This is a genomic window from uncultured Lentibacter sp. (assembly GCF_937123735.1).
Classification (GTDB): Bacteria; Pseudomonadota; Alphaproteobacteria; order Rhodobacterales; family Rhodobacteraceae; genus Lentibacter.
In genome coordinates, this window is record NZ_CAKZKL010000010.1 from 50,380 (window position 1) to 75,678 (window position 25,299).

23 protein-coding genes are annotated in these 25,299 nt (G+C 60.6%); 8 read left to right on the forward strand and 15 right to left on the reverse strand.

Features of this window, described 5'->3' with window-relative positions; all coding sequences use genetic code 11:
* Window positions 1-4: 4 nt before the first annotated feature.
* The gene (gene thrS, locus Q0478_RS02270; protein ID WP_298675811.1) at window positions 5-1,951 is read right to left on the reverse strand and encodes a threonine--tRNA ligase; all 1,947 of its coding nucleotides are present in this window, start codon (window positions 1,949-1,951) and stop codon (window positions 5-7) included.
* 165 nt (window positions 1,952-2,116) lie between these two features.
* Between thrS and Q0478_RS02275 the strand changes: the two genes are divergently transcribed.
* From Q0478_RS02275 to Q0478_RS02285, 3 genes are all read left to right on the forward strand, one after another.
* Entirely contained in the window at window positions 2,117-2,857 is a 741-nt protein-coding gene (locus Q0478_RS02275; RefSeq protein ID WP_298675813.1) for an alpha/beta hydrolase, read from the forward strand.
* Entirely contained in the window at window positions 2,854-3,834 is a 981-nt protein-coding gene (locus Q0478_RS02280) for an alpha/beta fold hydrolase (protein ID WP_298675815.1), read from the forward strand. The genes Q0478_RS02275 and Q0478_RS02280 overlap by 4 nt, the downstream gene beginning before the upstream one ends.
* A gap of 149 nt (window positions 3,835-3,983) precedes the next feature.
* The gene (locus Q0478_RS02285; RefSeq protein ID WP_298675816.1) at window positions 3,984-4,697 is read left to right on the forward strand and encodes an alpha/beta hydrolase; all 714 of its coding nucleotides are present in this window, start codon (window positions 3,984-3,986) and stop codon (window positions 4,695-4,697) included.
* A gap of 87 nt (window positions 4,698-4,784) precedes the next feature.
* Here the strand turns inward: Q0478_RS02285 and Q0478_RS02290 are convergent, their stop codons facing one another.
* Together Q0478_RS02290 and phaZ are read right to left on the reverse strand one after the other, a co-directional pair.
* Window positions 4,785-5,591 (reverse strand): GNAT family N-acetyltransferase, encoded by an 807-nt coding sequence (locus Q0478_RS02290; protein WP_298675817.1) that lies wholly within the window; start codon window positions 5,589-5,591, stop codon window positions 4,785-4,787.
* Window positions 5,592-5,806: 215 nt separating this feature from the next.
* On the reverse strand, window positions 5,807-7,108 hold the full coding sequence (gene phaZ / locus Q0478_RS02295) for a polyhydroxyalkanoate depolymerase (protein WP_298675819.1): 1,302 nt from the start codon (window positions 7,106-7,108) through the stop codon (window positions 5,807-5,809).
* A 115-nt stretch (window positions 7,109-7,223) separates the two neighbouring features.
* Here phaZ and phaC point away from each other — a divergent pair, with 115 nt between their 5' ends.
* From phaC to Q0478_RS02315, 4 genes are all read left to right on the forward strand, one after another.
* A complete protein-coding gene (gene phaC, locus Q0478_RS02300; RefSeq protein WP_298675820.1) occupies window positions 7,224-9,017 on the forward strand; it encodes a class I poly(R)-hydroxyalkanoic acid synthase in 1,794 nt (597 codons plus the stop codon).
* 302 nt (window positions 9,018-9,319) lie between these two features.
* Entirely contained in the window at window positions 9,320-9,769 is a 450-nt protein-coding gene (locus Q0478_RS02305) for a phasin family protein (protein WP_298675822.1), read from the forward strand.
* Window positions 9,770-9,905: 136 nt separating this feature from the next.
* Window positions 9,906-10,472 carry a polyhydroxyalkanoate synthesis repressor PhaR gene (phaR, locus tag Q0478_RS02310; RefSeq protein ID WP_298675824.1) on the forward strand — a complete coding sequence of 189 codons (567 nt, stop codon included), beginning with the start codon at window positions 9,906-9,908 and terminating at the stop codon, window positions 10,470-10,472.
* 6 nt (window positions 10,473-10,478) lie between these two features.
* The gene (locus tag Q0478_RS02315; RefSeq protein WP_298675826.1) at window positions 10,479-11,444 is read left to right on the forward strand and encodes a LysR family transcriptional regulator; all 966 of its coding nucleotides are present in this window, start codon (window positions 10,479-10,481) and stop codon (window positions 11,442-11,444) included.
* On the opposite strand, the gene Q0478_RS02320 is transcribed toward Q0478_RS02315, so the two are convergent.
* From Q0478_RS02320 to Q0478_RS02335, 4 genes are all read right to left on the reverse strand, one after another.
* Window positions 11,431-12,642 carry an aminotransferase class I/II-fold pyridoxal phosphate-dependent enzyme gene (locus Q0478_RS02320; RefSeq protein ID WP_298675828.1) on the reverse strand — a complete coding sequence of 404 codons (1,212 nt, stop codon included), beginning with the start codon at window positions 12,640-12,642 and terminating at the stop codon, window positions 11,431-11,433. The two genes, Q0478_RS02315 and Q0478_RS02320, sit on opposite strands and share 14 nt — an antisense overlap.
* 194 nt (window positions 12,643-12,836) lie before the next feature.
* Window positions 12,837-13,151, reverse strand: coding sequence for a 2Fe-2S iron-sulfur cluster-binding protein (locus Q0478_RS02325; protein WP_298675830.1), 315 nt, complete (start codon window positions 13,149-13,151; stop codon window positions 12,837-12,839).
* A 12-nt stretch (window positions 13,152-13,163) separates the two neighbouring features.
* Window positions 13,164-14,453, reverse strand: coding sequence for a glutamine synthetase family protein (locus Q0478_RS02330; RefSeq protein ID WP_298675831.1), 1,290 nt, complete (start codon window positions 14,451-14,453; stop codon window positions 13,164-13,166).
* A gap of 45 nt (window positions 14,454-14,498) precedes the next feature.
* Window positions 14,499-15,755 carry a cytochrome P450 gene (locus Q0478_RS02335; protein WP_298675833.1) on the reverse strand — a complete coding sequence of 419 codons (1,257 nt, stop codon included), beginning with the start codon at window positions 15,753-15,755 and terminating at the stop codon, window positions 14,499-14,501.
* A gap of 85 nt (window positions 15,756-15,840) precedes the next feature.
* Here Q0478_RS02335 and Q0478_RS02340 point away from each other — a divergent pair, with 85 nt between their 5' ends.
* Window positions 15,841-16,521, forward strand: a complete 681-nt coding sequence (locus Q0478_RS02340; protein WP_298675835.1) for a type 1 glutamine amidotransferase — start codon at window positions 15,841-15,843, stop codon at window positions 16,519-16,521.
* On the opposite strand, the gene Q0478_RS02345 is transcribed toward Q0478_RS02340, so the two are convergent.
* The 8 genes from Q0478_RS02345 to hmgA form a co-directional block, all read right to left on the reverse strand.
* Window positions 16,513-17,163 carry a GntR family transcriptional regulator gene (locus tag Q0478_RS02345; protein WP_298675837.1) on the reverse strand — a complete coding sequence of 217 codons (651 nt, stop codon included), beginning with the start codon at window positions 17,161-17,163 and terminating at the stop codon, window positions 16,513-16,515. The genes Q0478_RS02340 and Q0478_RS02345 overlap by 9 nt on opposite strands.
* 148 nt (window positions 17,164-17,311) lie before the next feature.
* Window positions 17,312-18,085 (reverse strand): HpcH/HpaI aldolase/citrate lyase family protein, encoded by a 774-nt coding sequence (locus Q0478_RS02350; RefSeq protein WP_298675839.1) that lies wholly within the window; start codon window positions 18,083-18,085, stop codon window positions 17,312-17,314.
* 11 nt (window positions 18,086-18,096) lie between these two features.
* On the reverse strand, window positions 18,097-19,506 hold the full coding sequence (locus tag Q0478_RS02355; protein ID WP_298675841.1) for a pyridoxal-dependent decarboxylase: 1,410 nt from the start codon (window positions 19,504-19,506) through the stop codon (window positions 18,097-18,099).
* A gap of 158 nt (window positions 19,507-19,664) precedes the next feature.
* The gene (locus Q0478_RS02360) at window positions 19,665-19,859 is read right to left on the reverse strand and encodes a DUF2783 domain-containing protein (protein WP_298675843.1); all 195 of its coding nucleotides are present in this window, start codon (window positions 19,857-19,859) and stop codon (window positions 19,665-19,667) included.
* A 4-nt stretch (window positions 19,860-19,863) separates the two neighbouring features.
* The gene (locus Q0478_RS02365) at window positions 19,864-21,504 is read right to left on the reverse strand and encodes an FAD-dependent oxidoreductase (RefSeq protein ID WP_298675844.1); all 1,641 of its coding nucleotides are present in this window, start codon (window positions 21,502-21,504) and stop codon (window positions 19,864-19,866) included.
* Window positions 21,505-21,547: 43 nt separating this feature from the next.
* Complete coding sequence (locus Q0478_RS02370) at window positions 21,548-22,498, reverse strand: MBL fold metallo-hydrolase (RefSeq protein ID WP_298675846.1); 951 nt, start codon at window positions 22,496-22,498, stop codon at window positions 21,548-21,550.
* A gap of 60 nt (window positions 22,499-22,558) precedes the next feature.
* The gene (gene fahA, locus Q0478_RS02375; RefSeq protein WP_298675847.1) at window positions 22,559-23,815 is read right to left on the reverse strand and encodes a fumarylacetoacetase; all 1,257 of its coding nucleotides are present in this window, start codon (window positions 23,813-23,815) and stop codon (window positions 22,559-22,561) included.
* A gap of 85 nt (window positions 23,816-23,900) precedes the next feature.
* Window positions 23,901-25,262, reverse strand: a complete 1,362-nt coding sequence (gene hmgA / locus Q0478_RS02380; protein ID WP_298675848.1) for a homogentisate 1,2-dioxygenase — start codon at window positions 25,260-25,262, stop codon at window positions 23,901-23,903.
* Between the last annotated feature and the right edge of the window lie 37 nt (window positions 25,263-25,299).

A 25,299-nucleotide genomic window follows, 5' to 3' on the forward strand; every position in this document is an offset into this window, starting at 1 on the left:
AATGTTACAAAAGATCGGGGGGCGTGGCTGATTTGGCCAGCGTGCTCACGATCTCATCGAATGTTGAAACATTTGTCTGTTTCTCGCCAAGACGGCGCACGGTGAGGGTGCGCTCTTCCACTTCGCGGTGGCCGATGGCGAGGATGACCGGCACTTTGCCAAGGCTGTGCTCGCGCACCTTGTAGTTGATCTTTTCGTTGCGCAGATCAAGCTCCGCGCGCACGCCTGCGGCCTGAAGGGCGGCGCAGACTTCGCGGGCGTAGTCATCGGCCTCAGACACGATCGTGGCGACAACGGCCTGACGCGGCGCAAGCCAGAAGGGCAGTTTGCCTGCGTGCTCTTCAATGAGAATACCAATGAAACGCTCAAACGAGCCGAGCGTGGCGCGGTGCAGCATGACCGGGCGGTGCTTGTCACCATCTGCGCCGATATAAGTGGCATCGAGGCGCTCGGGCAGGACGAAATCCACCTGATGGGTGCCACACTGCCAGTCGCGCCCGATCGCATCTGTGAGCACAAACTCAAGCTTGGGCCCGTAGAAAGCCCCCTCACCGGGGTTGAGCGTGGGCTCGATTCCGGCGGCGCGGGTGGCCGAGAGCAGGGCCGCTTCGGCCTTGTCCCAAACCGCGTCAGAGCCGGCGCGGGTTTCGGGACGGTCGGAGAACTTCACAGAAAAGCCCTCAAAGCCGAGGTCTTTGTAGATCATCGACAGGAAGCGGATGAACTCGGCGGTTTCGCTCTCGATCTGCTCTTCGGTGCAGAAGATGTGGCCATCATCCTGCGTGAAGCCGCGCACCCGCATGATACCGTGCAAAGCACCCGAGGGCTCGTAGCGGTTGCAGGAGCCAAATTCGGCCATGCGCAGGGGCAGGTCGCGGTAGCTTTTGAGGCCCTGGTTGAAGATTTGAACGTGGCAGGGGCAGTTCATCGGCTTCAAAGCATTGACCGCTTTTTCGCGGGCGTGCTCCTCGTCGACTTCGACGATGAACATGTTTTCCTGATACTTCTCCCAGTGGCCGGAAGCTTCCCAGAGCTTGCGATCCACCACTTGGGGCGTGTTCACCTCGACATAGCCGCCTTTGCGCTGCTGGCGGCGCATGTAGTCTTGCAGGGTTGTGTAGACAGTCCAGCCGTTGGGGTGCCAGAAAATCTGGCCCGGGGCCTCTTCCTGCATGTGGAAAAGGTCCATCTCGCGGCCCAATTTGCGGTGATCGCGCAGGGCGGCCTCTTCGAGCATGGTGAGATAGGCTTTGAGCTTTTCCTTGCCGGTGAAGGCCACGCCGTAGATGCGCTGGAGCATCTCGCGCTTGCTGTCACCGCGCCAGTAGGCGCCGGCCACGCTCATCAGCTTGAAAGCATCGGCGGGAAGCTGGCCTGTGTGCTGCAAATGTGGTCCGCGGCAGAGGTCTTGCCAATCGCCATGCCAATACATGCGCAAAGGCTCATCGCCGGGGATGCTCTCGATCAGTTCGACCTTGAAGGGCTCGCCCTTGGCTTCATAGTGCTGCACAGCCTTGTCGCGCGGCCAGATCTCTGTGCGAACCGTGTCGCGCAGATTGATGATCTCTTTCATCTTTTTCTCGATGGCGCCGAGGTCTTCGGGGGTGAAGGGCTCTTTGCGGTCAAAGTCGTAATACCAGCCGTTTTCAATGACCGGGCCTATGGTGACTTTGACATCGGGCCAGATCTCCTGCACGGCGCGGGCCATGACATGGGCAAAATCGTGGCGGATGAGCTCGTTGGCCTGCGCCTCATCTTTCAGGGTGTGAATTGCGATGTCGGCGTCGGTTTCGATGGGCCAGGCCAGATCATAGTGCTGGCCATTTACCGTGGCCGAGATTGCTTTTTTGGCGAGGCTTGTGGAGATGTCGGCGGCCACATCGGCGGCGGTGATACCGGCCTCGTAGTTGCGTGCATTGCCATCGGGAAGGGTAAGGGAAATCTGGCTCATGGCCGAGCTCCTCGTCAGTTTGGCGCCCACGGAACGCCCGGTTGCGGGTATAGGTTCGGGGGGCGGTTTGCGCTTTTGGGCCGGTCTTGTCAAGCACGCGCCAAGACAGTTGCCGCGCCGCGCCTGGCAGGGCAGAGTGAGCAGAAGAGAGTTGGGAGGGATGTCATGCCGTATCTGGAAACACCACAGGGGCGCAGGCTGGCCTATCACAAGAGTGAGGGGGCTGGGCCAACCATTGTTTTTTGTGGTGGTCTGAAGTCGGACATGGAGGGCACGAAGGCTATCCACCTTGAGGCTTGGGCCAAGGCACGGGGGCAGGCTTTCTTGCGGTTTGATTACTCGGGGCATGGAGAAAGCTCGGGGCGCTTTGAAGAGGGCGCGATCGGCGACTGGCATGAAGACACGCTGGCCGCTGTGACGGCGCTGACCGAGGGCGCGCTTGTTGTGGTCGGCTCCTCCATGGGCGGCTGGCAGGCGCTGCTCCTCGCTCGGGCTTTGCCCGCGCGCGTCGCGGGGGTGGTGACCATTGCGGCGGCACCTGATTTTACCGAAGACAGCTATTGGGCGACGTTTACGGAGGCGCAAAAGAGCGCGCTTGAAACCCAGGGCCATGTGGCGCTGCCATCGGATTACATGGAGCCTTACATCATCACCAAGAGGATGATCGAAGATGGGCGCAACCATCTGGTTTTGCGCGCCAAACTGCGGCTTGAATGCCCTGTTCGTTTTTTGCAAGGCACGGCGGACACGGCTGTGAGCGTGGCAACGGCGGTGCGGTTGTTGGAACATGCTGAGGGGGATGATATGACACTGATGTTGGTGAAAGACGCCGATCATAGGTTTTCTGACGGGCGCTGTTTGCAGCTGATCGAGGAGGCGGTGGCAGATGTCATCGAAGCGCCATGAGAGCCTTGGGAAAATGGCTCGGACGGCTGCTGCTTGGCCTTGTTGCGGCGGGCTCACTTTTGTTTTTTCTGGGGCCGTATGAGCCTGTCAAAACAGAGGTCAGCTTTGACCCTGCGCGTTTTGAGGGCGGGGTGCAGGCCTATTTTGAGCGCACCGAAAGCGCCTATGAAGACCTCAGGGAAGGGGTTGAAAAGCGGGTGATCTGGGCGGGGGAGCCTGAGGCGCGCACCGCTGTTTCTGTGCTCTATGTGCATGGGTTTTCGGCAACTTCCGAGGAAATACGCCCTGTGCCGGACCGTGTGGCTCAAGCTCTGGGGGCCAATCTTGTTTTTACGCGCCTTGCAGGCCACGGGCGCAGCGGCGCTGCCATGGCAGAACCGAGCGCTGGTGATTGGATGGAGGACACGGCCGAGGCGCTGGCGGCAGCGAAAGCGGTTGGTGAGGAGGTGATTGTCCTCTCAACGTCAACCGGCGGCACGCTTGTAGCGCTGGCGCTGCTGGACCCGGTGATGCGGGAGGGCGTGAAGGGGGTGGTCTTTGTCTCGCCCAATTTTGGTATCAACGACCCTATGGCATGGGTTTTGACCTTGCCGGCGGCGCGCCAATTTGTGCCGCTGATTGCGGGAGACCAGCGCGCTTGGGGGGCTGTGAACGCCTTGCAGGAGAAATACTGGAGCACGCGCTATCCGACTGTTGCGGTCTTGCCGATGGCGGCTTTGGTCAGAGAGGCCTGGCGGCGTGACTATCAGGCGGTGACGGTGCCGGCTTTGTTTCATTACGATCGTGGCGACCAGGTGGTTGAGGCCGCGCAGACAGAGCGCTTTCTGCAAGGCTGGGGCGGTGCTGTGAGCCAGGTGGTTTTGCCAGCTGAGGCCGTGGTGGAAGAGAGCCGTCATGTCATCATGGGTGATATTGTTGCACCAGCGCAAACAGAGGCTGCGATTGATATGATTTTGAACTGGGTCAACAGCTTATAACGCGTTTCTCATGTTAAAAGATGCACCTTTGGCGCGGTGGGCGGCGGCGCTTTAGGGGGGCGACGACAGCAAAGCGCTTTGAAACGATTTGGGCGGTTGACCCCGCCGCTGGCTGTGCCACTCTGGGGCGCAGGAGGAAGCTGGCAGCAATGCGTGAACCCTTGTTATTTGTGCCTGGTATGATGTGTGACGCGCGTGTGTTTCAGCCGCAGGTGGCGCATTTTAGCGCCCGTCGCACTGTGATGGTGGCCTGTGTCACACAGGGTGAGCGCATTGAGGAAATGGCCTCTGCTATCTTACTGGATTCACCACAGAAATTTGCTCTGGCCGGGCTCTCGATGGGCGGTATTGTGGCCATGGAGATTTTGCGGCGTGCGCCTGAGCGGGTGACGCGAATTTGCCTGATGGACACCAACCCGCTTGCGGAGACACCCCATTCTGCCGCGGCCTATGAGCCGATGATTGTGGGGATCAAGGCGGGCCGGATGGGCGATGTGCTGCGCAGGTTTCTGACGCCCGATTGCCTTGCCCCGGGGCCACAGCGGATGCAGGTTCTTGGGCAGTTGCAGGCCATGGCGGAAAGCCTTGGGCCTGATGTTTTTCTGCGTCAAATCAGAGCTTTACAGCGCCGTCGAGATCAGCAAGCTGCGCTGCGCAAGGCCAAGGTGCCTGCGCTTGTTCTCTGTGGCGCACATGACAGCCTGACCCCTGTGAAGCGGCATGAATTTATGGCCGGGTTGATCCCCTATGCGCAGCTGGCGGTGCTGGAGGCGGCGGGGCATGTGCCCAGCCTGGAAGCGCCCGAGGCGGTGATTGCGGCGCTGGAAACCTGGCTTTCCCAGCCCTATGTTTTGCGTGCCTGATCGCGCGCCGGATTGTGTGTCAGGCGCGGTGACGCCGGTGTATGGCTGCCAGTATGGCAAGCTGTATGGCTGGCTGTATGGACAGTTTTAGGGCAAAAGCCGGCGCAGCCATGTGCCGCCCAAGGGCATCGCCTGCGCTCCGGCTCCGAGCTTGAACCGGGCGCGGTCCTGCCCGCTCTCGCTGTCCACAAGCCCCAGATCGAGGCAGCGGACCCCCTCGGCGGCCAACCCCTGCATCGCGCGCCAGAGCAGCAGCCAATGCGCGCCGAGCGCGCGCCCCCGGGGGGTGGTGTGGCCGATGTGATAGCTGGCACAGGCCCCGTGCTGCACAAAGAGCATGGCCGCTTGCGGGGCACCGTCTTGGGAGAGGGTCAGCATATGCAGCGCGCGCGGGGCGATGGCGGCCATTGCGGCGGTGAGCGCGGCGGGGTAGCCGCGATAACGCCGCGCCCGCGCCTGCGCCTCCTCGGCCTCAAGCACCCAGCCGTCACGTTGCAGATCAAAGCTGCGGTGATGAATGCGGCTTTGCGCGGGCAGGCCGGCTTCAAAGCGGGCCAGGCTGTGCCGCCATTTGGGGTGCATGGCCCGGCGCAGTGCGGCGCTGTCGCCCTCCAGCGCGAGCCGTGCCCAGGAGGCGGGGCTGACAATCTGACGATAGCCGGCGGCGCGCAGGGCCGGGTGCGGGCTTTCGGCGTTGATCAGCCAGACTTTGTTGCGGGCCAGCGCCTCATAGTGTGCGGCGCCCTCGGGCGGGCGGCTGGCCAGAGAGAGGCCGAAGCGGCTGAGCACATAGCAGCTCTGCGCGCCAACCGAGAGGCGGCGGACCGGCTGCCCGAGCCGCAGGAGGGCGGTGTTGAACAGCTCGGACTGTTGAAGGGCAGGGGCCGGTTGCATGGGGCTGTTAAGCCAAAAGAAACCTAATGTGTGGTTAATGGGGCTATGAAGAAGCGCCTCTCCTCCGCTGGCCGAACGGTGTTTGGCCAACACATCCCCGCCCCGCGGCTGACCCCTTTGGGGGCTGCGCTACTGGCGTTGGCCTTGGCGCTGCCTGTTGGCGGGGGGCTTGCGCTCTTGGAGGCCCTGTTTTTCTAGGGGCCCCGCACGGGGGCTCAGTTGCTGTTGGCAGCTTTTTTAATGGCCTTTTTTGCGGGCTGGGCCGGTTTGGCCGGGCTGGCGGGGGGCGCTGCATTGGCGTCGATAAAATCCAGCACGAGGGGGCGGATGTTGTTGCGCCAGCTCTTGCCTGCGAAGATGCCGTAATGGCCCGCGCCCGGCTCAAGGTGAGAGGCTTTCTTGCTGTCAGGCAAGCCGGTGAGCAAATCCAGTGCCGCCACACATTGGCCCGGGGCGGAGATGTCATCTTCTTCGCCCTCCACTGTTTTGACGGCCACGGTGGTGATTTTGCCGATATCGACCTTATGCCCGTCAACGACAAAGGCATTTCGGGCAATTTCACCTTCTTTGAAGATGCGGTGCACGGTGGAGAGGTAAAACTCGGCGGTCATGTCCATGACAGCGAGATATTCGTCATAGAATTTGTTGTGCTTGTCCTGCTCAGATGATTCGCCGCGCGCGACACGGGTGATCTGATCCAGGAAGGCCTGGGAGTGTTTTTCGGCGTTCATCGACATGAAGGAGGTGAGCTGCAACAGGCCGGGATAGACCTTGCGGCCTGCGCCTTTGTATTTGAAGCCGACCCGCTGGATCATGCTCTCTTCGAGCTGGCCCATGGTGACACGGCGGCCGAAGTCTGTAACATCGGTGGGGGTTGCGTCTGGGTCGATCGGGCCGCCGATCAGGGTCAGCGAGCGCGGCTGCGCGGCCGGGTCTTGCTCGGCGAGGTAGGCCGTGGCGGCGAGGGTGAGCGGGGCGGGCTGGCAAACGGCGATGACATGGGTGTCAGGGCCAAGTTCGCGCATGAAGTCGACGAGATAGAGGGTGTAATCCTCGATGTCGAATTTGCCCTCGGACACGGGGATGTCGCGGGCATTGTGCCAATCGGTGATATAGACTTCGCAATCGGGGATCAGGCTGCGCACGGTGGAGCGCAAGAGCGTGGCATAGTGGCCCGACATGGGGGCAACGATGAGCACCTTGCGCGGGGCCTTGGCGCGGCCTGTCACATTGAAATGAATGAGGTCGCCAAAGGGGCGCGCGACGGTCTTCTCGACTTTGACGATATGGTCTTTGCCATCATCACAGGTGAAGGTGTCGATCCCCCAGGCGGGTTTGGCCACCATACGCTCAAAGCTGCGCTCGGTCACTTCGCCCCAGGCGGCCATCCACTGAAAAGCAGGGTTTGGCGTGAGCGCAAAAGCAGGGTAGGATGCAAAAGACTGGGCGGTTGCCCCGAGCCATTGGTTGGCGTTGCGAAACGATTCCATGAAGTCGTAGCTGGCCATATAGCGCATGTGGGCGTCCTTTGTTAAAGCTAAGCTGACCTAGGGTCAGTCAATTGGTCGCGTTGTGTGTTTTCTTACGGTGATTATGCTGCACCGCAGAAAAAGATAAAGGAATTTTGTTAAGATGACAACAAAAGATGATGTCGCAGGTGAGAATCTTGACAAAATGCAAGCAAATTTGAAGCGGGTTGAGGCGCTTACGGAGCGTTTGTTGCGGGTGGTTGGGGCGCGCAAGCCGGTCAATCCGGTGTTGAGCGGGCCGGGGCCGGAGCTGTTTGCGCAGGCGGCTATTGGCTATTGGGCCGAGATGGTGGAGAATCCGCAGCGTATTTATGAACACCAGCTGGAATATTGGGGCAAATCGGTGCAGCACTTCATGGAGGCGCAGGAAGCCTTTGTGAAAGACGGCTTCAAGGCCCCTGCCGACCACACCGAGGCGGACAAGCGCTTTGGCCATCCCTTGTGGCAGAGCCATCCTTATTTCAATTTTGTCAAACAGCAGTATCTGATCAACGCCCAAGCCCTGCGCAAGGCGGTGGAAGATGTGGACGATCTGAGCCCGAAAGACCGCCGCCGGCTGAGCTATTTTTCCGAACAGATCATCGCCATGTTGGCGCCGACCAATTTTTTGGGCACAAACCCCGACGCGCTGGAGCGGGCGGTGGAAACAGAGGGCGAAAGCCTTGTGCGCGGGCTTGAAAACCTGGTGGCCGATATGGAGGCCAATGACGGTGAGCTTTTGGTGAAGCTCTGTGACGACAGCGCTTTTGAGCTGGGCCGCAATGTGGCGACAAGCGCTGGCTCTGTTGTCTTTCGCAACGAGATGATCGAGCTGATCCAATATGAAGCGCGCACCGAAAAGGTGCATAAGACTCCGCTGATCATCTTCCCGCCGTGGATCAACAAGTTCTACATTCTGGATCTGAAAGAGCAAAACAGCCTGATCAAATGGATCACCGAGCAAGGCTATACGCTGTTTGTGGTGAGCTGGCGCAATCCGGGGCGCGCCGAGGGCCATTGGGGCATGGCTGATTATATCGAAACGGGCTTTCTGGAGGCCATTCGCGTGGCCAAAGAGATCACCGGCGAGGCGCAGGTGAATGCGGTGGGCTATTGCATTGCGGGAACGACGCTGCACCTGACGCTCGCGCATCTGAAGGCGAAGGGGGATAGCTCTGTCAAATCGGCCACCTTCTTCACGGCGCTGACGGATTTTGGCGAGCAGGGGGAGTTCACACCTTTCTTGCAGGATGATTTTGTCGATGGAATCGAGGCTGAGGTGGGCCACTACGGCGTGCTGCGTTCTTTGATCATGTCGCGGACCATGAGTTTTTTGCGCTCAAATGATCTGATCTACGGGCCGGCGATCAAATCTTACATGATGGGCGAGACCCCTCCGACCTTTGATTTGTTGTTCTGGAATGGTGACAGCACCAATTTGCCTGGCACGATGGTGATGGAATATCTGCGGGGCCTGTGCCAGCAAAACGCCTTTGTGGGCGAGGGCTATGAGCTCATGGGGGAGCGGTTGCATGTTTCGGATGTGGAGATTCCGATTTTTGCGGTGACATGCGAGACCGACCACATTGCCGCCTGGCGCGACTGTTACCGCGGGTTCGGGATGACCGGATCGCAGGACAAGACCTTTGTGGTGAGCCAGTCGGGCCATATTGCCGGCGTTGTGAACCCGCCGAGCAAGAAGAAATACGGCCATTACACCAACAGCGATCTGCCAGCAGAGGCGGAAGACTGGTGGCAGGGGGCCGCGTTCAACGAGGGGTCCTGGTGGCCCCGTTGGGAGAGCTGGTTAAAGGCGCGCTCAGGGCCAATGCGCGCGGCACGCCCGGTTGGCGGGGGCACGCACAAGGCGCTTTGCGCGGCACCGGGCACTTATGTGGTGGAAAAGCCAGTCGTCTGAAGCGGGCGGCCCATGCCTCAAGCCGTGTTTCAAGTTATGCCTGAACCTGTGCTTCAGCGTGCCTCAAGAAATGACGCGGCGCAGCATTTTTTTGCCTCAAGCCGTGAAATCTGGTGCATCTAGCCGTTTTTCAGGCTATTTTTCATCGTAAAATCAGATAATAAGCCGCTTTTTCACTGCTTATGCTGCATTGCAGAAAAAACACTTGAAATTCTGCATTGCAGCATGTATATCTTGTCTCAGGAACGCAAAACCCTTCGGGAGATAAGACCTCTGCCCGAGCAACCCAAAGGACTTATACCATGGCTAAAGCACAAGATTTCACAGCGACTCTCAAAGACATGATGGGCGCATTCCCTGTTGACACGTCGGCCTTTGATGGCGCGTTCAAAAACCAAGCCGAACTCGGCGAGAAATTCACATCCGTTGCTCTGGAAGCTGCTGAAAAGTCAGCCGCCATTTCAACAAAATGGACAAAAGACACGCTCGCCAAACTGGGCGATATGTCAAAAGCCAAAGCCGAGCCTGCCGATTATGCCAAAGCCATGACAGATTTCGCATCTGCACAAGCCGAAGTTGCCTCTGAAAACATGGCGGCTTTCGCGGAAGTTGCAAAAAAAGTTCAGCAAGAAACTGTTGAATTGATGATGGCCGCAGGCAAATCCGCTTCAGAAGAAGCCTCTGCCGCCATGAAAAAAGCGACAGAAGAAGTGACAACAGCTGCGAAAAAAGCAACTGCACCAGCAAAATAAGCTGACAGAGCGCACGGGTCTCCTCCCTGACCTGTTGTGCGTCGAGCCAGAGCGGGCCCCTGCGGCCCGCTCTTTCTTTTTGTGACAGCCTCGCCTAAGCTGCGGTGCAGCACGGCTCATTTGGGAGGATCACGGCGTGGACAACACTCAGAAACCTTTGTTGATTAAGAGGTATGCGAGCCGCCGGCTCTATAACACCGAGACCTCTGATTATGTGACCCTGGATGACATTGCCACGTTCATTCGTGAGGGGCGCGAAGTGCAGATTGTGGATCTGAAATCCGGTGATGATCTGACGCGCCAGTATCTGTTGCAAATCATTGCAGATCACGAGAGCCGCGGCGAGAACATGCTGCCGGTTTCTGTGCTCAACGATATCGTGCGCAGCTACACCAATCAGGCAACCCAGATGATGCCGGAATTTCTGCAAGCCAGCTTTGATATGCTGCGCGAGGGGCAGGAAAAGATGATGCAGAACATGGGCACCATTTCACCGATGGGTCAGATGCCCGGATTTGAGGCGCTCAAGGCCCAGCAGGAAGCGTTTCTCAAGGCGATGACAGGCGGGTTTGCAGCCAGCACAGGGGCCGCTAAAGCGCCAAGTGCGGAGAGCCGCGCCGCGCCGCAAAGTGGCGAAGACCTGGACGACATCAAGGCCGAGCTGGCAGCGCTTCAGGCCAAGCTTTCCAAGATGGGCAAGTAACCCCCCATGGCCGAGAATGCGGGGCGGATCACGCTGTGGGGGGTCGAGGTGTTTATTGCCACGGCAGAAGAGCGCTCGATCACCGCTGCGGCGCGGCGTTTGGGGGCCAGCCCTTCGGCGGTGAGCCAGCAGCTCACCAACCTTGAAGGCGCGATGGGGGTGACCCTGTTGCAGCGCAATGCGCGCCCTGTCTTGCTGACCCCGGCGGGTGAGATCTTCCGCCGTCGGGCGCAGAATATCATGAATGAAGCCGAGCAGGTGCGTGCGGAGCTGGCCATGAGCGATCTGCGCGCGCTCACACGGATGCGCCTTGGGATGATCGAGGATTTTGAAGCCGATGTGACCCCGCAGCTGCTCACCCATATGGCGGGAGAGCTGACCACCTGCCAGTTCTTATTGGAGACAGGCGCGAGCCATTTTTTGCACGACCAGCTTGATGCGCGCGCCCTAGATGTGATCGTTGCGGCAGAAATGGGCGAGGCGCTCAATGGGCTTGAGGTGCATCCGCTGTTGCAAGACGGTTTTGTGGTGGCGGCACCGAAGGGCGCGGTGGATCGCAAGGGCGATGTGTTGCGCCAGCTCAAGCGGATGCCGCTTATTCAATATACCTCGCGCCACCATATGGGGCGTTTGATCGCCAATCATCTCTCGCGGCAGAATTTGCGCTTGTCGCACCGCTTTGAGCTCGACAGCTACCATGCCATTCTCGCCATGGTCGGGCAGGGCGCGGGCTGGACGATCCTGACGCCGCTCGCGCTGATGCGTGCGCGCCGGTTTGCGCCGAAGATTGATGTGATGCCACTGCCGTTTGAGCCGCTTTCGCGGCGGATCAGCCTCATGGCCCGTGAGGGGATCTTGCAAGAAATGCCCCGTGGTATGGCCACAAATCTGCGCCCGATATTGCAAGACAGCATCGTGGCGCCAGCTCTGGCCGCCTATCCCGAAGCCGAGGGCGTTATCAGCCTGCTTTGAGCGCGGCCACGGGCTTTACCTCTGCGATGGCCGCCAGCAGGGCCTCCGCCACCGCATCCAGCGCGTCGCGCTCCAGCCGGGCCGGCAGGCGCACATCACAGGCGCGCATAAGCATGGCGCGGGTGCGGGGCAGCTCTGGCAACGGGCCGGGCATGAACTGCCAGTTCCAGAAAGCGCGGGCGTTGTCTGTGCTCATGCCAAAGACCTGCACCTTGACGCCACGGCGGGCCGCAGCAAGCGCAAAAGCTGTGGTTTGCTCATCGGTGAGGCCAATGAGGTTGAACTGGAGGCTGTCTGGTGCGCGGGCCTCGGGCGCCAGCTTTTCGGGCACGGCCATCCAGGGGCTTTGCACAAGTTTGGCCGCGACATAGTCGTGGTTGCGCCGCCCCTTGTGCACCCGCTCGGCCACCAGCGGCAGCTGCGGGCGGATGACGGCGGCGGACAGATTGCTCAGGCGCAGGTTGTAAAGCGGCAGCCTGTTTTGCCAGCGCGCAAAGGCGGCTTCAAGGGCCGTGTCCATCGCGCCATGCTTGCGCCAGTTGTGCTCATAAGCCCCTGACATGATCACGGCCTGGGCCAGCAGATCAGCATCATCGGTGATGAGAATACCGCCTTCGCCGGCGTTCACAAGCTTGTAGGACTGGAAGGAAAAACAGCCGATGCGCCCGAGGGTGCCAATGTTTTTGCCATGCCATGTGGTGCCCAGGCTATGGGCCGCGTCTTCGATGACGGGGATGTTTCGCGCATCACAGAGCGCCATGATGGCGTCCATATCCGAGGTGTGACCGCGCATATGGGAGATGATCACAGCGGCGATTTCCTCATCAAGCCGGGCCTCAAAAGCGGCCATGTCGATGCGGTAGTTTTCGCCAACGTCGCACAGCACAGGCACGCAATCAGCGTGCACCACCGAGGAGGGCACGGCCGCGAAAGTGAAGGCCGGGATCAGCACCCGGGCATCCCGGGGCAGGCCAAGGGCCTTGAGCGACAGAAAGAGCGCAGCCGAGCAGGACGACACAGCCAGCGCGTATTTTGTGCCCAGAAGCTCGGCAAACTCGCGCTCCAGAAGGGCCACAGGCGCATCTTCGGGGGCGGTGTAGCGGAAGAGATCACCCGAGGCGAGCAGCGCATCAATGGCTGTGCGGGCGGCTGCGGGGATGGGCTCGGCGTCGTAAACGGAGGGGAGAGATTTGCTCATGTTCAGAATTCCCGAATTTACTTTTCGGTATATCTAAACGAATTTCAGAAAAAGCAAACCCCCTTATGGGCAAGCATCCCCCAATGGACAGCTTGTCGCAGCTATGGGCTTTTTTCTTGTGGTAAATATTCTAGGGGGGTGTGGGGGGACAAAGTCCCCCCACCGGGTCGGATTTGCGAAGCAAATTCGAAAACCTAGAGCTGCGGCACACGCAATATCAGCCCGTCCAGCTCCGGGCTGGCGATGATCTGGCACGACAGCCGCGAGCTGGCCGACCGATCGGCCTCGGTGGCGTCCAGCATGGCGTCTTCAAAGTCATCAAGCGGGCCGGTTTTGTCAGCCCAGGCCGGGTCAACATAGACATGGCAGGTGGCGCAGGCGAGGCTGCCGCCACATTCGCCGATGACATTGGGCACGCTGTTGGCGACGGCGGCCTCCATCATGTTGCTGCCGTTGCGCACCTCAGCGGTGATCTCGCTGCCATCGGGCAGTTTCCAGGTGACCTGCATATCTGTCTTTCCTCATATATAGTGGACATAGAAGTCGCGCAGCGCGTCGCCTTCCAGATCGCGGGTTTTCTTCACTTCCTGCTCTTTCATATAGATGTGGTTGGCGCATAGGAGTTCGCCCACCGCGGCGCAAAGCGTTGTGTCGGCTTTCAGATCGGCGATGGCACCTTTGAGGTCGGGGGCGGTGCTCTCTTTGGCGTCGGTCTTCTCAAAGCCGTCGCCGGTTTCCATCGCGGGCAGGGCGTAGCCGTTTTCCACGCCCAGAAGCGCAGCTTGCAGCACGGCGGCTGTGGCGGTGTAGGGGTTTGAGGAGGCATCTGCCATGCGGTGTTCAAGGCGCGCTTTCGCCCCACCTTCCGAGCTGATGCGCGTGGTGACATTGCGGTGGTCGCCGCCCCAGTTCTTCCAGAAGCCTGAAAGCGAGCCGGGCTGCAGGCGCTGGTAGCTGTTGGCCGTGGGGGCAATGAGGCCGGCAAGCCCCTTGTGGTGTTCCAGCAGGCCCGCAAGGCAGCCGCGCGCCAGATCGTTCATATGGTCAGGCCCGCCACGCGCGCCCGAGGACAGCGCATTCTTGCCATCCTTGTCTGTGAAGGAGAAGTTTATGTGCATACCCGAGCCACCCGCCTCGGCCAGAGGCTTGGGCAGGAAGCTTAGCAACACGCCATGCTCCAGAGCAATTTCGCGCGCCATGAGGCGGAAAAGCACGATATCGTCGACCGCTTTCACCGCATCATCAAATGTAAGAACATATTCAAACTGCGGGCTGTCATATTCGGAGGTGATGACCTCCATGTTAAAGCCGAGGCGGTCGGCTTCTTCCCAGATGGCATCATTAAAGCGCAGCGGGTCCGAAAAGGGGCCGGTGCCATAGACCACGCCGCCGGGCGCGTCGTAAGGCACAATACGCCCCGTTTCATCAAGTTGAAGCGCAAAGCATTCCAGCTCGATGCCCACTTTCGGCGTGAGCCCCTTGGCCTCCCAGGCCGCCACGGCCCGCTTGAGCGCGCTGCGTGGGCACATCGGCAGCGGCGTGCCGGCGTCGTCATAGAGGTCGCCCAGAACGATCTTGGTGTGTTCATCCCAGCTGTCGCGGATCTCTTCGGCTTTCCAGAAAAGCTCCATGTCCGGCAGCCCCTCCATCATCATGGCGCCTGGGGCGGGAAGCAGGTCCTTGTCGTAATGCACCCCGAAGGTGGAGCGGCAAAAGCGCGTGCTGGCATCGGCGATTTTGCTGTTGGGCAGGTATTTGCCCCGTAGGATGCTGAGGTGGTCGCAAAACAATACGCGCAATCTGTCTTTCATATCTGTGTCTCCCTGATGGGGCTTTGCCCCTTGTTTTATGTGGCCTCAGGCGCGTTTGATGCGCACGGGCAAAGATTTGATCCCACCGACGAAGTTTGAGCGCAGGAATTCATGTGCGCCGTCAGCTTCGATGTGAGAGAGGCGTTTGGCAAGCTTTTGAAAGAGCACCCGCACTTCCAGCCGCGCCAGCCACATGCCAAGGCAGACATGCGGCCCGCCTTGCCCAAAACTCACATGGCGGTTGTTTTCGCGCGCCAGGTTAACGCGCATGGGCGTGTCAAAGGCGCGCTCGTCGCGGTTGCCAGAGCTCCACCAGAACAAGACCTTGTCGCCCTCGCGGATGGTTTTGCCGTGGGCCGCGTAATCCTGCATCGCCGTGCGGCGGAAGTAGAGCGCGGGCGTGGCCCAGCGGATGATCTCATCGGGTGCGGTGGCCCAGATATCATCGTGCTGCATCTGGCCAAGCAGCTCGGGCTGGTGGCACATGGCCTGAATGCCAGCGGCGATGGAGTAGCGCGTGGTGTCATTGCCTGCGGCGACAAGCAGGCAGAAGAAATTGCGAAACTCTTCCTCGGTGATGGTGTTGCCGTCTTTATCGGGCTGCAAGATCATATGCAGCACGCCCTCTGTGTCGCCCGCCGCTTCTTTTTCTGCCATCAGGTCTTTGGCGTAGAGGTAAAGCTCGGCCCCTGCGGGGGAGTTGAAAGGCATCATGCGAAATTCATCGGTCTGCATTTTGTCGAGCACATGGTCGGTGAAGTCGGGGTCGGTGTTGGCGATGAGCGCATCGCCCTTTTCCACGAGCCAGGGCAGGTCTTTTTCGGGCAGGCCAAGGATGCGCCCCAGCATCCGCATGGGCAGCTCGCGGGCGATGGTTTTGGTGGCATCAAAGCTGTCGACGCTCAGCGCCTCTGTAAGGATTTCGTCGCAGAGCTGACCGATCTCTTCCTCAAAGCGGGCGATCACGGGTTTGGAAAAGGCCTTGGCAACCTTGATCCGCGTGTGCATGTGCTCGGGCGCGTCGGTTTCCTGAAAGGTGCGGCGCGCGAGGTATTCCTCATAGGACTGATCTTCCATGCGGATGCCACGGGCAGAGGAAAACACGGCCGTGTTGCGGTTCATTTCCAGAATGTCGGCGTGGCGGGTGATAGACCAATAGTCTTCGCCGCCTGCGTAGGCTGTCCAGCTCACAGGGTCTTCATCGCGCAGGCGCTTGAAAGTGTTGTGCGGCGCGCCTCGGGCAAAGGTGTCGTGGCTGGAAAGGTCGGCATTGCCGTCATCCGTGGGTGTCCAGACAGTCATCGCGGCAGCTCCCGATCAGTTTCACTTGTTAAGTATATTATTAGGCGATATAAATATGTAAAGTGGAATCTTTCAGGAGCGGGCCATGCATATCGCGGTTCTGGTGACCAATACGGACGAAAGCGCCTTTGCCCAAGCTTGGCCCAAGGACGGCGAGAAGTTCCCGGCCATGATGCGCAAAGTGCGCCCGAACTGGCGCTTTACCAGCTATCAGGTGAAGGACGGTGTTTTTCCTAAGAGCCTTGACGGTATTGACGGTGTGATGATCACGGGCTCGCCGGCCTCGGTCAATTCGGACGCCCCCTGGGTGGCGCAACTCTTTGAGCTGATCCGCGAGATCTATGCCGCCGAGGTCCCCCTGGTGGGGGCCTGTTTTGGCCATCAAGCCGTGGCCAAGGCGCTTGGCGGTCTTGTCAGCCGCAACCCGGGTGGTTGGGTGCACGGGCTGGTGGACGTGGAGATGGGCGCGGATGTGCTGCCGCTCTATGCGAGCCATATTGAGCAGGTGAGCAGGCTGCCTAAGGGGGCGGAGGTGATCGCCCGGGGGCCGGGCTGCCCCGTGGGAGGCTTTCAGATCGGGCGGATCATGACCACGCAGTATCACCCCGAAATGGAGCCTGAGTTCATGGCGGCGCTGGTGGAGGAACTGGCCGCCGATTTGCCCCAAGAGGTCACGCAAGCCGCGCGCGCCTCCTTGGTAAAGCCAGCCGATATGGTGGGCATGGCCGAGCGTTTTGCACTTTTTTTGGAAGGAAAATCAGCCTAGTGCGGCCAGAAGATCAAGCGCTGTGACATGGTCAAAGCTCACATGGCGCTCCATCATCGCTTCGGCGGCTTCGGCATCGCGCGCCATGATCCGCTCCGCAATCGCGCGGTGCTCTTTGGCGGATGTGGCGATGACGCCCCTGTAGTGATAGCGCGCGCGGTAATAGGCCATGAGCTTGCGCGCATTGGTCTTGATCAGCTCCAAGAGATAGGGGTTGCCCGCCGCTTCGGCGACAATGCGGTGAAAATCCATATTGAGCTGGTAATAGGCATCCGGCGCCCCATCTCCGTGCTCTCGGGCATGGGCTTCACAGGCGCTCACAGCGGTTTCGAGTTTGTCCGAAAGGGGCGCCGAAAGCCTGCGCGCGGCCAGCCCGGCTGCTTGCCCCTCAAGCTTGGCATGAACCTCCAAAATGGCGAGAAACTGCTCGAGCGTGGGCTTGAACACTACCGCCCCCTTGCGCGCCACCCGCTCCACGAGGCCCGCGGTTTCCAGCTGAATGAGCGCTTCGCGCACCGGCGTGCGCGACACATCGTGGCGCGCCATAATCGCCCCATCTTCGATAAAATCGCCCGGGCGCAGCACGCCGCGCTCGATATCATCTAAAATTGCACCAATGATGGTGTCGGTTTGTCCAGCCATAGCCGCAAACTGGCCCAATCAAGCCAAGTTGTCCAGTCTCAGAATATTTAGACACCCTCTAAATATGCTTCTTCTGGTCAAAAATACCTTGGGGGGTGCGGGGGGCTAGCCCCCCGCCGGGTCGGATGGCACGCAGTGCCATTCGAAATCAGAGGCGCGCGCGCCAGTGGCTCTCCAGATCGCGGATCGCTTTTGCAAAAACGCCCACATCCACGCCCACAGCGAGGAACTGCGCTCCCCAGGCGGCGTAGTCCTGCGTTGCGGCCTCAGTCACGCCAAGGATGCCAGCGGCTTTGTCCGAGGCTGCGATACGCCCGAGCATATCCTTGATGGCGGCTTTCACCGGCTCGGCTCTTGAGTTGCCCGGAAAGCCCATATCTGCGGCCAGATCGGCGGGGCCGATGAACACCCCGTCCACGCCCTCCACCGCCAGAATGGCGTCGAGGTTGTCCATGCCACGCTTCGTTTCAACCTGCACCAGCAGGCAGACTTCGTCATTGGCGGTTTGCACATAATCGGCAATGCTGCCAAAGCCCGAGGCCCGCGCACCAGCCGCGCCTGCGCCGCGGATGCCGTGGGGCGGGTAGCGCATGGCGCGCACAAGGCCGGCGGCTTCTTCGGCGGTGTCTACCATGGGCACGAGCACGGTTTGCGCGCCCGCATCAAGCACCTGTTTCACCAGCCAGTCGTTGCCCGTGGGGATGCGCACCACGGCGTGGCTGTGTTTGCCTTCCAGCACTTGCAGTTGCGCGGTGATGGTTTGCAGATCGTTGGGGGCGTGTTCGCCGTCGATCACCACCCAGTCAAAGCCTGCGGTCGCCACCATTTCGATGGGGTAGGGGTGGGCAAAGCTTGACCAGACGCCGAGCTGCATTTTGCCCTCTTTCAGGGCGGCTTTGAACGGGTTGTGTGGCGCGGGCATTTTGTGGCTCCTCAAAGGGTGGCGGCAAGTTCGGTGATGACATCATATGCCATCACCACATCGTCGCGGGTGGCGTCAAACTGGCCTGCCTGAAAGCGGATGACAAGCGCGCCTTGGGTGCGGGTCTGGGTGATGTAGATGCGACCGTCGTCATTGACCGTATCGACAAGGCGTTGGTTGAGGGTGTCAAGATCGCTTGCGCCTCTGGGCGCGTAGCGGAAGGTGAAGAGCGAGAGCACGGGCGGGGTGATGATTTCGAAATCTGGCGTTTCACGCAAGCGCGCGCAGAGCTCTTCTGACCAGGCCACATGATTGCGCAGCATGGTGCGCAGCCCTTCAAGCCCATAGGTGCGGAAGAGGAACCAGAGCTTCAAAGCACGGAAGCGGCGGCCGAGGGGCACGGACCATTCGGAGTAGTTGATGATGCCGTCCTTGCCGTGAGTTTTGAGATACTCAGGCTGGATCGCCAGGGTGCGGGTGAGGTCTTCGGGCGCGCGCACGAAATGGGCGGAGAGGTCAAACTGCGTGCCCATCCATTTGTGCGGGTTGAGCACCACGCTGTCGGCTTTCTCGACCCCTGCCCAGAGCGTGCGGAATTCCTCGCAGAGCATGGCCGAGCCGGCCCAGGCGGCATCGACATGAGTGTAAAGCCCGTGGTCGGCGGCGACATCGCAGACGGCCGAAATGTCATCGCAGGCGCCTGTGCCTGTGCCGCCTGTGCAGGCAATCACCCCTGCAGGCGTGTGGCCCGCGGCGATATCGGCCTTGATGGCGGCGTCAAGTGCGGCCGGGTCCATGGCGCGCAAGGGGCCGTGGGTTGGGATGCGCACGAGGTTGTCCTGGCCGATCCCTGCGATCCAGATCGCCCGATCCACCGAGCTGTGCACCTCTTCAGAGGCATAGACGCGCAGGCGCGCTTGGCCCGAGAGGCCCTGCTGGTTGCCCGCCCAGTTGAGCGTGCGCTCGCGCATGGTGAGCACGGCGGCGAGGGTTGCGCCGCTGGCGCTGTCCTGAATGACCCCGTGGAAAGCCGTGGGCAGGCCGAGCGCGTCGCGCAGCCAGCCCATCATGCGGGTTTCCATTTCGGTGGCGGCGGGCGATGTCTGCCAGAGCATACATTGCGGGGCCATCACCGTGGTGAAAAAGTCGGCCAGCACAGCAGCGGGCGAGGCGTTGGAGGGGAAGTAGGCAAAGAAGCGCGGGTGCTGCCAGTGGGTGATGCCGGGCAGGACGATGCGCTCGAAATCGGCGATGACCTCTTCCACGGGTTGGCCCTGTTCGGGCGCGTTGGCGGCGAGCTGCGCGGCGATCTCGCCGGGTTTTGTCTGCGCGCGCACGGGGCGGGTGCGCAGGCCTGCATGATAGTCGGCGGCCCAATCGGCCACGTAGCGGCCCCATTTTGGAAAGTCTGTCCAGCGCATGTTTGGCTCCCTGCCGGTGTTGTTAACACGATAACAACACCCGAAGCGCTGGCAAGTTTAATCGTGTCGTTATCGGGAAGGCGAGGGGGCGGGCCGCGTCAGCGGCCCGCCCCCTTGAGCGATTTGGCGCAGCCAAAGCGCAAAACCTCTTTGAGGTCTCAGCCTTTGCGTTTGGCCGCCGTGATGGCATCAGAGAGCACGGCGCGGTCTCCGATGTGGTTGGCAAGAATAAGGATCAGCCGCGCGTTGTAGCTGTCACTATCTTCCTTGCTCAGGCCTTCGTGGGCGTTGAGCAGCTCTTCATAGAAGTCGTCGCCGCCTGCGATATTGGGCGTCAGGGTCACTGTGCTCATGGGCTCACTCCTTGCCTGTCGCGCGGCGCAGGGCGGCGCGGAAGAGGTTTTCATCAAAGTTCTCGCGGCGCGCGGCCACATGTTGGTCGGGGCGGATGAGATAGACGGCCGATTTGGCCTCGCCAAGGTAGCGCGCGGCCAGTGCGCCGGTTTTGTCATCTGCCGTATTGAGCGCGAGCCGTGTCACGGCAACGCCGCTTTCTTCAAAGCCCTCGGGGGCCTCTGCGTTGAGGGTGAGCAGCGTGAAGGTCCCGCCCAGTTTGGGCAGAAGGAAGCCCTCGCCCGGGGTTGCATCGGGGCAGGGCGCATCGGGGCAGGGTGCGCCCGGGCGTGTGCGCTCGGGGCCGTGGGGCAGGCCATCGGCGGAGTTGAGCGGTGAGCCATCGTAAACGCAGGGCAGCGAGAGGCGGCCCGAATTGACCAGCGGGCGGGCAAATTCATAATGCTCTGACAGCTCCAGCACCGCGTTGCGGAAGATATGGCTGGTTTCGCTTTTTGGCGTGATGAAGTCGGTCGCGCGGGTGGAGTTGAGGATGTTCTCGTCGGCCCCGTGGACGCGCTCGGTATTGTAGCTGTCCAGCAGGCTTTCGGGGGCTTGGCCGTTGATCACAAGGCCGAGTTTCCAGCCGAGGTTGTCAATGTCCTGCATGCCCGAGTTGGCCCCGCGCGCGCCAAAGGGCGAGACCTGATGCGCGGCATCGCCTGCGAAGATCACCGGGCCGTGGCGGAATTTCTCCATGCGTTTGCATTGGAACGTGTAGATAGAGGACCAGACCATCTCGTAGTCCACGTCCTCGCCAAGGAAGGCATCAAGGCGTTTGCGGATATTCTCTTCTTTCATTTCTTCCTTGCGGTCCACGTCCCAACCGATCTGGAAATCAACCCGCCAGACATTGTCTGGCTGGCGGTGCAAGAGGATCGAGGCCCCCGAGCTGCTGGTTGGCTCAAACCAGAACCAGCGTTCTGTCGGGAAATCGTCGTTGATCATCTTGATGTCAGCGATGAGGAAGCTGTCTTTGAAGACTTTGCCGGTGAAGTCATGGCCGAGCATCGTGCGCAGGGGCGAATTTGCGCCATCACAGCCGATGAGCCAGTCGGCTTCCATGGTGTAGGGGCCATCGGGGGTCATCACCTCAAGGACGACGTGGTCATCCTTGACGGTGACGCTGTCGACGCGGTTCTTGCCGCGAATTTCCACGGGTGCGCCTTGTTTTTGCATCTCATACAGCCGCTCGATCATGAAGCTTTCGAAATAGGGCTGCTGGAGGTTGATGAAGGCGGGGAACTCGTGACCCTCTTCAGGCAAGAGGTTGAATTCAAACACCTTATCGTCTTTGTGAAAGACTTTTCCGAGGTTCCAGACCACGCCTTTTTCAACCATCGGCTTGCCGGCACCGTAGCGGTTGGCGATTTCCAATGTGCGCTTGGCAAAACAGATCGCGCGGCTGCCCATGCCGACGCCTTCGTGGTCATCAAGCACCACGCAGGGGATGCCTTGCGCACCCAGATCAAGCGCGGTGGCGACCCCGACAGGGCCACCGCCCATGACCACGACGGGGTGGCGCACAGGTGTATCCTTATCCTGATCGGCATGGCGCGCGTAGGGGTAGAGGCGGTAGGCGAGTGTGTAACGGTCATCAAACATGTCAGTCTCCTCCTGTGACATGGGCGCGTGTTTTGGGTCGGGATCAGCTTTGCAGCTGCTCCCACATTTCGATGTCGCGCTTGTCGGTCCAGATGCGCGGGTGGTCGAGGCCGCGGGCTTCGTCATAGGCGCGGGCCACGTTGAAGGGCAGGCAGTGCTCATAGATCGCATAGTCGGCGAACTTGGGGTCACATTCTGCGCGGCAGGCGTCCCAGGCTTCTTTGAGCGAGCCGCCGCGCGCGGCCACCTTGGCCACGGGGCGGTAGGTGCTTTCCACGAAGTCGCGGGTGTTTTCGATGGCGGCGTTGACCATTTCCTTGCCCACCAGCGCATCACCTCGGCCCGGCGCGATGGCGTCCACATCAAACCAGGCGATATTGTCGAGCGTATTGCCCCAGTCAGAGAAGTGGCCATCGCCGCAGTAGCAGGCGGAGTGATATTCCACGATGTCACCTGTGAACATGACGTTCTGATCTGGCACATGCACCACGGCGTCGCCTGCCGTATGGGCACGCCCCAGGTGCATGATGTCCACACGGCGGTTGCCGAGGTAGACTGTCATGCTGTCGGAAAAGGTTGTTGTCGGATAGGTGAGGCCGGGGATGCTCTCGTGGCCTTCAAAGAGGCGGGGGAAGCGCTGGAACTCGCTGTCCCAGTCCTCCTGACCGCGCTCAACCACCATGGAGCGGGCCACATCGGACATGATCACCTGTTCAGCCCCATAGGCGGAGGCGCCCAGCACGCGGACGGCGTGATAGTGCGTCAGCACGAGATGGCTGATGGGCTTGTCGGTGACGGAGCGGACCTTTTCGATCACCTTGCCCGCGAGGCGGGGGGTGGCCTGCGCCTCGACGATCATCACGCTTTCGTCGCCGATGATCACGCCTGAGTTCGGGTCGCCCTCGGCGGTGAAGGCCCAGAGGCCCTCGCCGACTTCCTCGAAGGTGATTTTCTTTTCGCTCATGTCGCCTTGAGATGCGAATGCTTTTGCCATTGGGTCAGTCCTTTTTCGGTTCGGTTTGGTGCGCAGTGAATGCGCACCCTACGGTCTGGTTTAGCGTTTGTAAGGATCGGTTAGGGCCGGCAGAAGCGTGCCTGAGCAGGCCCCAAAGCCGATGGTGTAGCCCGCGCCCTTGGCTGCGCCGTGCAGGGTGAGCGTGTCTCCATCCTCAAGAAAGCTGCGGGTTTCGCCTGTCTCAAGCGTGATCGGCTCCTTGCCGCCCCAGCTGAGCTCCAGAAGTGCGCCGCGTTGGTGCTTCTCGGGGCCGGAGATGGTGCCTGAGCCCAAGAGATCGCCCGGGTTCATCGGGCAGCCGGATGTGGTGTGATGGGCGAGCTGTTGCGCGGAGGAATAATACATTTCCTTGTAGTTGGTGCGCGCGATGGTGCTGGCTTCTTTGCCCTCGGGGGCGAGGGTGACTTCAAGGTCGATGTCATAAAGCATCGGGCCGCAGTCTTTGAGGTGTGGCAGCAGCTCTTTTTCGCGCGCGGGCGTGTCTGTGCGGAAGGGCTCCAGCGCGGCTTTGGTGACAATCCACGGGCTGATGCTTGTGGCGGTCGCCTTGGCCTGAAACGGGCCGAGGGGCTGGTACTCCCAAGCCTGAATGTCGCGTGCGGACCAGTCGTTGAGCAGCACGTAGCCGAAGATCATGGCGTCGGCCTCGGCCACTGTGACGGGGCCGTCGGAGGCGGTTCCGACGATGGCGCCCATCTCAAGCTCCAGATCAAAGCGCGCGGAGGGCGCCCAGCGGGGGGCGTCATCATTTGGCCCCTTGAGCTGGCCCCAGGGGCGGCGGATATCGGTGCCGGACACGACCACGGAAGAGGCGCGGCCGTTGTAGCCGATGGGGATGTGCAGCCAGTTGGGAGGCAGGGCGTTTTCTGGCCCACGAAACATGGTGCCGACATTGGTGGCATGGTTTTTGGAGGCGTAGAAATCGGTGAACTCGCTCACAAGGAAGGGCAGGTGCATCTCGGCCTCGGCTTGGGGCACGAGCATGGCCTCAAGTTCGGCCTTGTCGGCTGATTCCTCTGCCAGAAGTTCGGTGAGCCGCGCGCGCAGGGCGGCCCAGAGCTCGGGGCCTTCTTCCATCACCTCGTTCCAGAAGGGCACATCAAAGAGCGGTGTTTCTGTGAGGGAAATCAGGCCCGCTTCCTCGGCCATGGCCATGTCGAGGATCTTATCGCCGATGGCGACGCCGCAGCGCGGGTCACGCTCGGCTGTGGAGAAGACGCCGTAAGGCAGGTTGTTGAGCGGGAAGGGGGCATCGGGCGTATTGGCCGAGGCGACCCATGATTTGAGAAGTGTCATGTCTTTGTCCTTTGATGGTGGTGCGCAATGAATGCGCACCCTACGGGGTGTGTGTAGGGTGCGCATTCATTGCGCACCGCTCCTGTCATTTCTTGCCGGGTGTGCCGTCAAATTTCTTTTCGATGTCGCTCCAGCAGTCAATGTAATCGTCCTGCAGCGGGGCCTCTTTGGCGGCAAAGCGCGTGAGGTGCTGGGGGAAGCGGGTTTCGAACATGAAGCTCATGGTGTTGTCGAGCTTTTCGGCCTTCAGCTCCGCATTGGACGCGCCTTCAAAGGCGTTTTTGTCAGGGCCGTGGGGCAGCATCATATTGTGCAGGCTCATGCCGCCGGGGATGAAGCCTTTTGGCTTGGCGTCATACTGGCCGTAGATGTTGCCCATCAGCTCGGACATGATGTTCTTGTGATACCAGGGCGGGCGGAAGGTATCTTCGGCGACCATCCAGCGCTCGCGGAACAAGACAAAGTCGATATTGGCTGTGCCCGCTTGCCCCGAGGGGGCGGTGAGCACGGTGAAAATGCTGGGGTCGGGGTGATCAAACAGGATCGAGCCGACGGGGCAATATGTGGTGAGATCGTATTTCACGGGCGCGTAGTTGCCGTGCCATGCGACCACATCAAGAGGGCTGTGGCCGATCTTGGTTTCGTGAAACTGGCCGCACCATTTGATTGTCACCGTTGAAGGCGCGTCGCGGTCTTCAAAGGCGGCCACGGGTGTTTTGAAGTCGCGGCGGTTGGCCATGCAGTTGGCCCCGATGGGGCCACGGCCGGGCAGCTCGAACTTCTGGCCGTAGTTTTCGCACACAAAGCCGCGCGCGGGGCCTTGCAGCACTTCGACGCGGTACAGCAGGCCACGCGGGATGATCGCGATTTCCTGCGGGGCGAGATCAATGATGCCCAGCTCGGTGGCGAATCTGAGGCGGCCTTCTTGGGGCACGATCAGAAGCTCGGAATCAGCCGAGTAGAAATAGGCGTCGACCATGCTCTCGGTGACGAGATAGATATGGCTCGCCATGCCGACCTGTGTGTTGACATCGCCTGCTGTTGTCATGGTGCGCATCCCTGTGAGCCATGTCAGCGCCTGATCGGAATGCGGCACAGGATCCCAGCGATATTGGCCGAGGCTTGTCACATCGGGGTCAACATTGGGGGCGGACTTCCAATAGGGCAGATCAATTTTTTCGTAGCGGTGGGAGTGTTTTACCGAGGGGCGGATGCGGTAGCACCATGTGCGCTCGTTCTGGTGGCTGGGCGCTGTGAAGGCCGTGCCGGAGAGCTGCTCGCCGTAAAGGCCATAGTTGCATTTCTGCGGTGAGTTCATGCCTTGGGGCAGAGCGCCCGGCAGCGCCTCGGTTTCGAAATCATTGCCGAATCCGGGCATGTAACCCGCATGTGTGCCGCTTTCGGAGGGGGCTATTGTGAAGCCTTTGGGGGAGGTTTGTTTGTTCATCGCGCGTCTCCAGTCGAATTTGGTTGCGTGATTAACA

Bases quoted from the DNA above. Each gene is read 5' to 3' on its own strand.
- thrS (WP_298675811.1), bottom strand. From the start codon at position 1,951: ATGAGCCAGATTTCCCTTACCCTTCCCGATGGCAATGCACGCAACTAC.
- Q0478_RS02275 (WP_298675813.1), top strand. From the start codon at position 2,117: ATGCCGTATCTGGAAACACCACAGGGGCGCAGGCTGGCCTATCACAAG.
- Q0478_RS02280 (WP_298675815.1), top strand. From the start codon at position 2,854: ATGAGAGCCTTGGGAAAATGGCTCGGACGGCTGCTGCTTGGCCTTGTT.
- Q0478_RS02285 (WP_298675816.1), top strand. From the start codon at position 3,984: ATGCGTGAACCCTTGTTATTTGTGCCTGGTATGATGTGTGACGCGCGT.
- Q0478_RS02290 (WP_298675817.1), bottom strand. From the start codon at position 5,591: ATGCAACCGGCCCCTGCCCTTCAACAGTCCGAGCTGTTCAACACCGCC.
- phaZ (WP_298675819.1), bottom strand. From the start codon at position 7,108: ATGCGCTATATGGCCAGCTACGACTTCATGGAATCGTTTCGCAACGCC.
- phaC (WP_298675820.1), top strand. From the start codon at position 7,224: ATGACAACAAAAGATGATGTCGCAGGTGAGAATCTTGACAAAATGCAA.
- Q0478_RS02305 (WP_298675822.1), top strand. From the start codon at position 9,320: ATGGCTAAAGCACAAGATTTCACAGCGACTCTCAAAGACATGATGGGC.
- Q0478_RS02315 (WP_298675826.1), top strand. From the start codon at position 10,479: ATGGCCGAGAATGCGGGGCGGATCACGCTGTGGGGGGTCGAGGTGTTT.
- Q0478_RS02320 (WP_298675828.1), bottom strand. From the start codon at position 12,642: ATGAGCAAATCTCTCCCCTCCGTTTACGACGCCGAGCCCATCCCCGCA.
- Q0478_RS02325 (WP_298675830.1), bottom strand. From the start codon at position 13,151: ATGCAGGTCACCTGGAAACTGCCCGATGGCAGCGAGATCACCGCTGAG.
- Q0478_RS02330 (WP_298675831.1), bottom strand. From the start codon at position 14,453: ATGAAAGACAGATTGCGCGTATTGTTTTGCGACCACCTCAGCATCCTA.
- Q0478_RS02335 (WP_298675833.1), bottom strand. From the start codon at position 15,755: ATGACTGTCTGGACACCCACGGATGACGGCAATGCCGACCTTTCCAGC.
- Q0478_RS02340 (WP_298675835.1), top strand. From the start codon at position 15,841: ATGCATATCGCGGTTCTGGTGACCAATACGGACGAAAGCGCCTTTGCC.
- Q0478_RS02345 (WP_298675837.1), bottom strand. From the start codon at position 17,163: ATGGCTGGACAAACCGACACCATCATTGGTGCAATTTTAGATGATATC.
- Q0478_RS02350 (WP_298675839.1), bottom strand. From the start codon at position 18,085: ATGCCCGCGCCACACAACCCGTTCAAAGCCGCCCTGAAAGAGGGCAAA.
- Q0478_RS02355 (WP_298675841.1), bottom strand. From the start codon at position 19,506: ATGCGCTGGACAGACTTTCCAAAATGGGGCCGCTACGTGGCCGATTGG.
- Q0478_RS02360 (WP_298675843.1), bottom strand. From the start codon at position 19,859: ATGAGCACAGTGACCCTGACGCCCAATATCGCAGGCGGCGACGACTTC.
- Q0478_RS02365 (WP_298675844.1), bottom strand. From the start codon at position 21,504: ATGTTTGATGACCGTTACACACTCGCCTACCGCCTCTACCCCTACGCG.
- Q0478_RS02370 (WP_298675846.1), bottom strand. From the start codon at position 22,498: ATGGCAAAAGCATTCGCATCTCAAGGCGACATGAGCGAAAAGAAAATC.
- fahA (WP_298675847.1), bottom strand. From the start codon at position 23,815: ATGACACTTCTCAAATCATGGGTCGCCTCGGCCAATACGCCCGATGCC.
- hmgA (WP_298675848.1), bottom strand. From the start codon at position 25,262: ATGAACAAACAAACCTCCCCCAAAGGCTTCACAATAGCCCCCTCCGAA.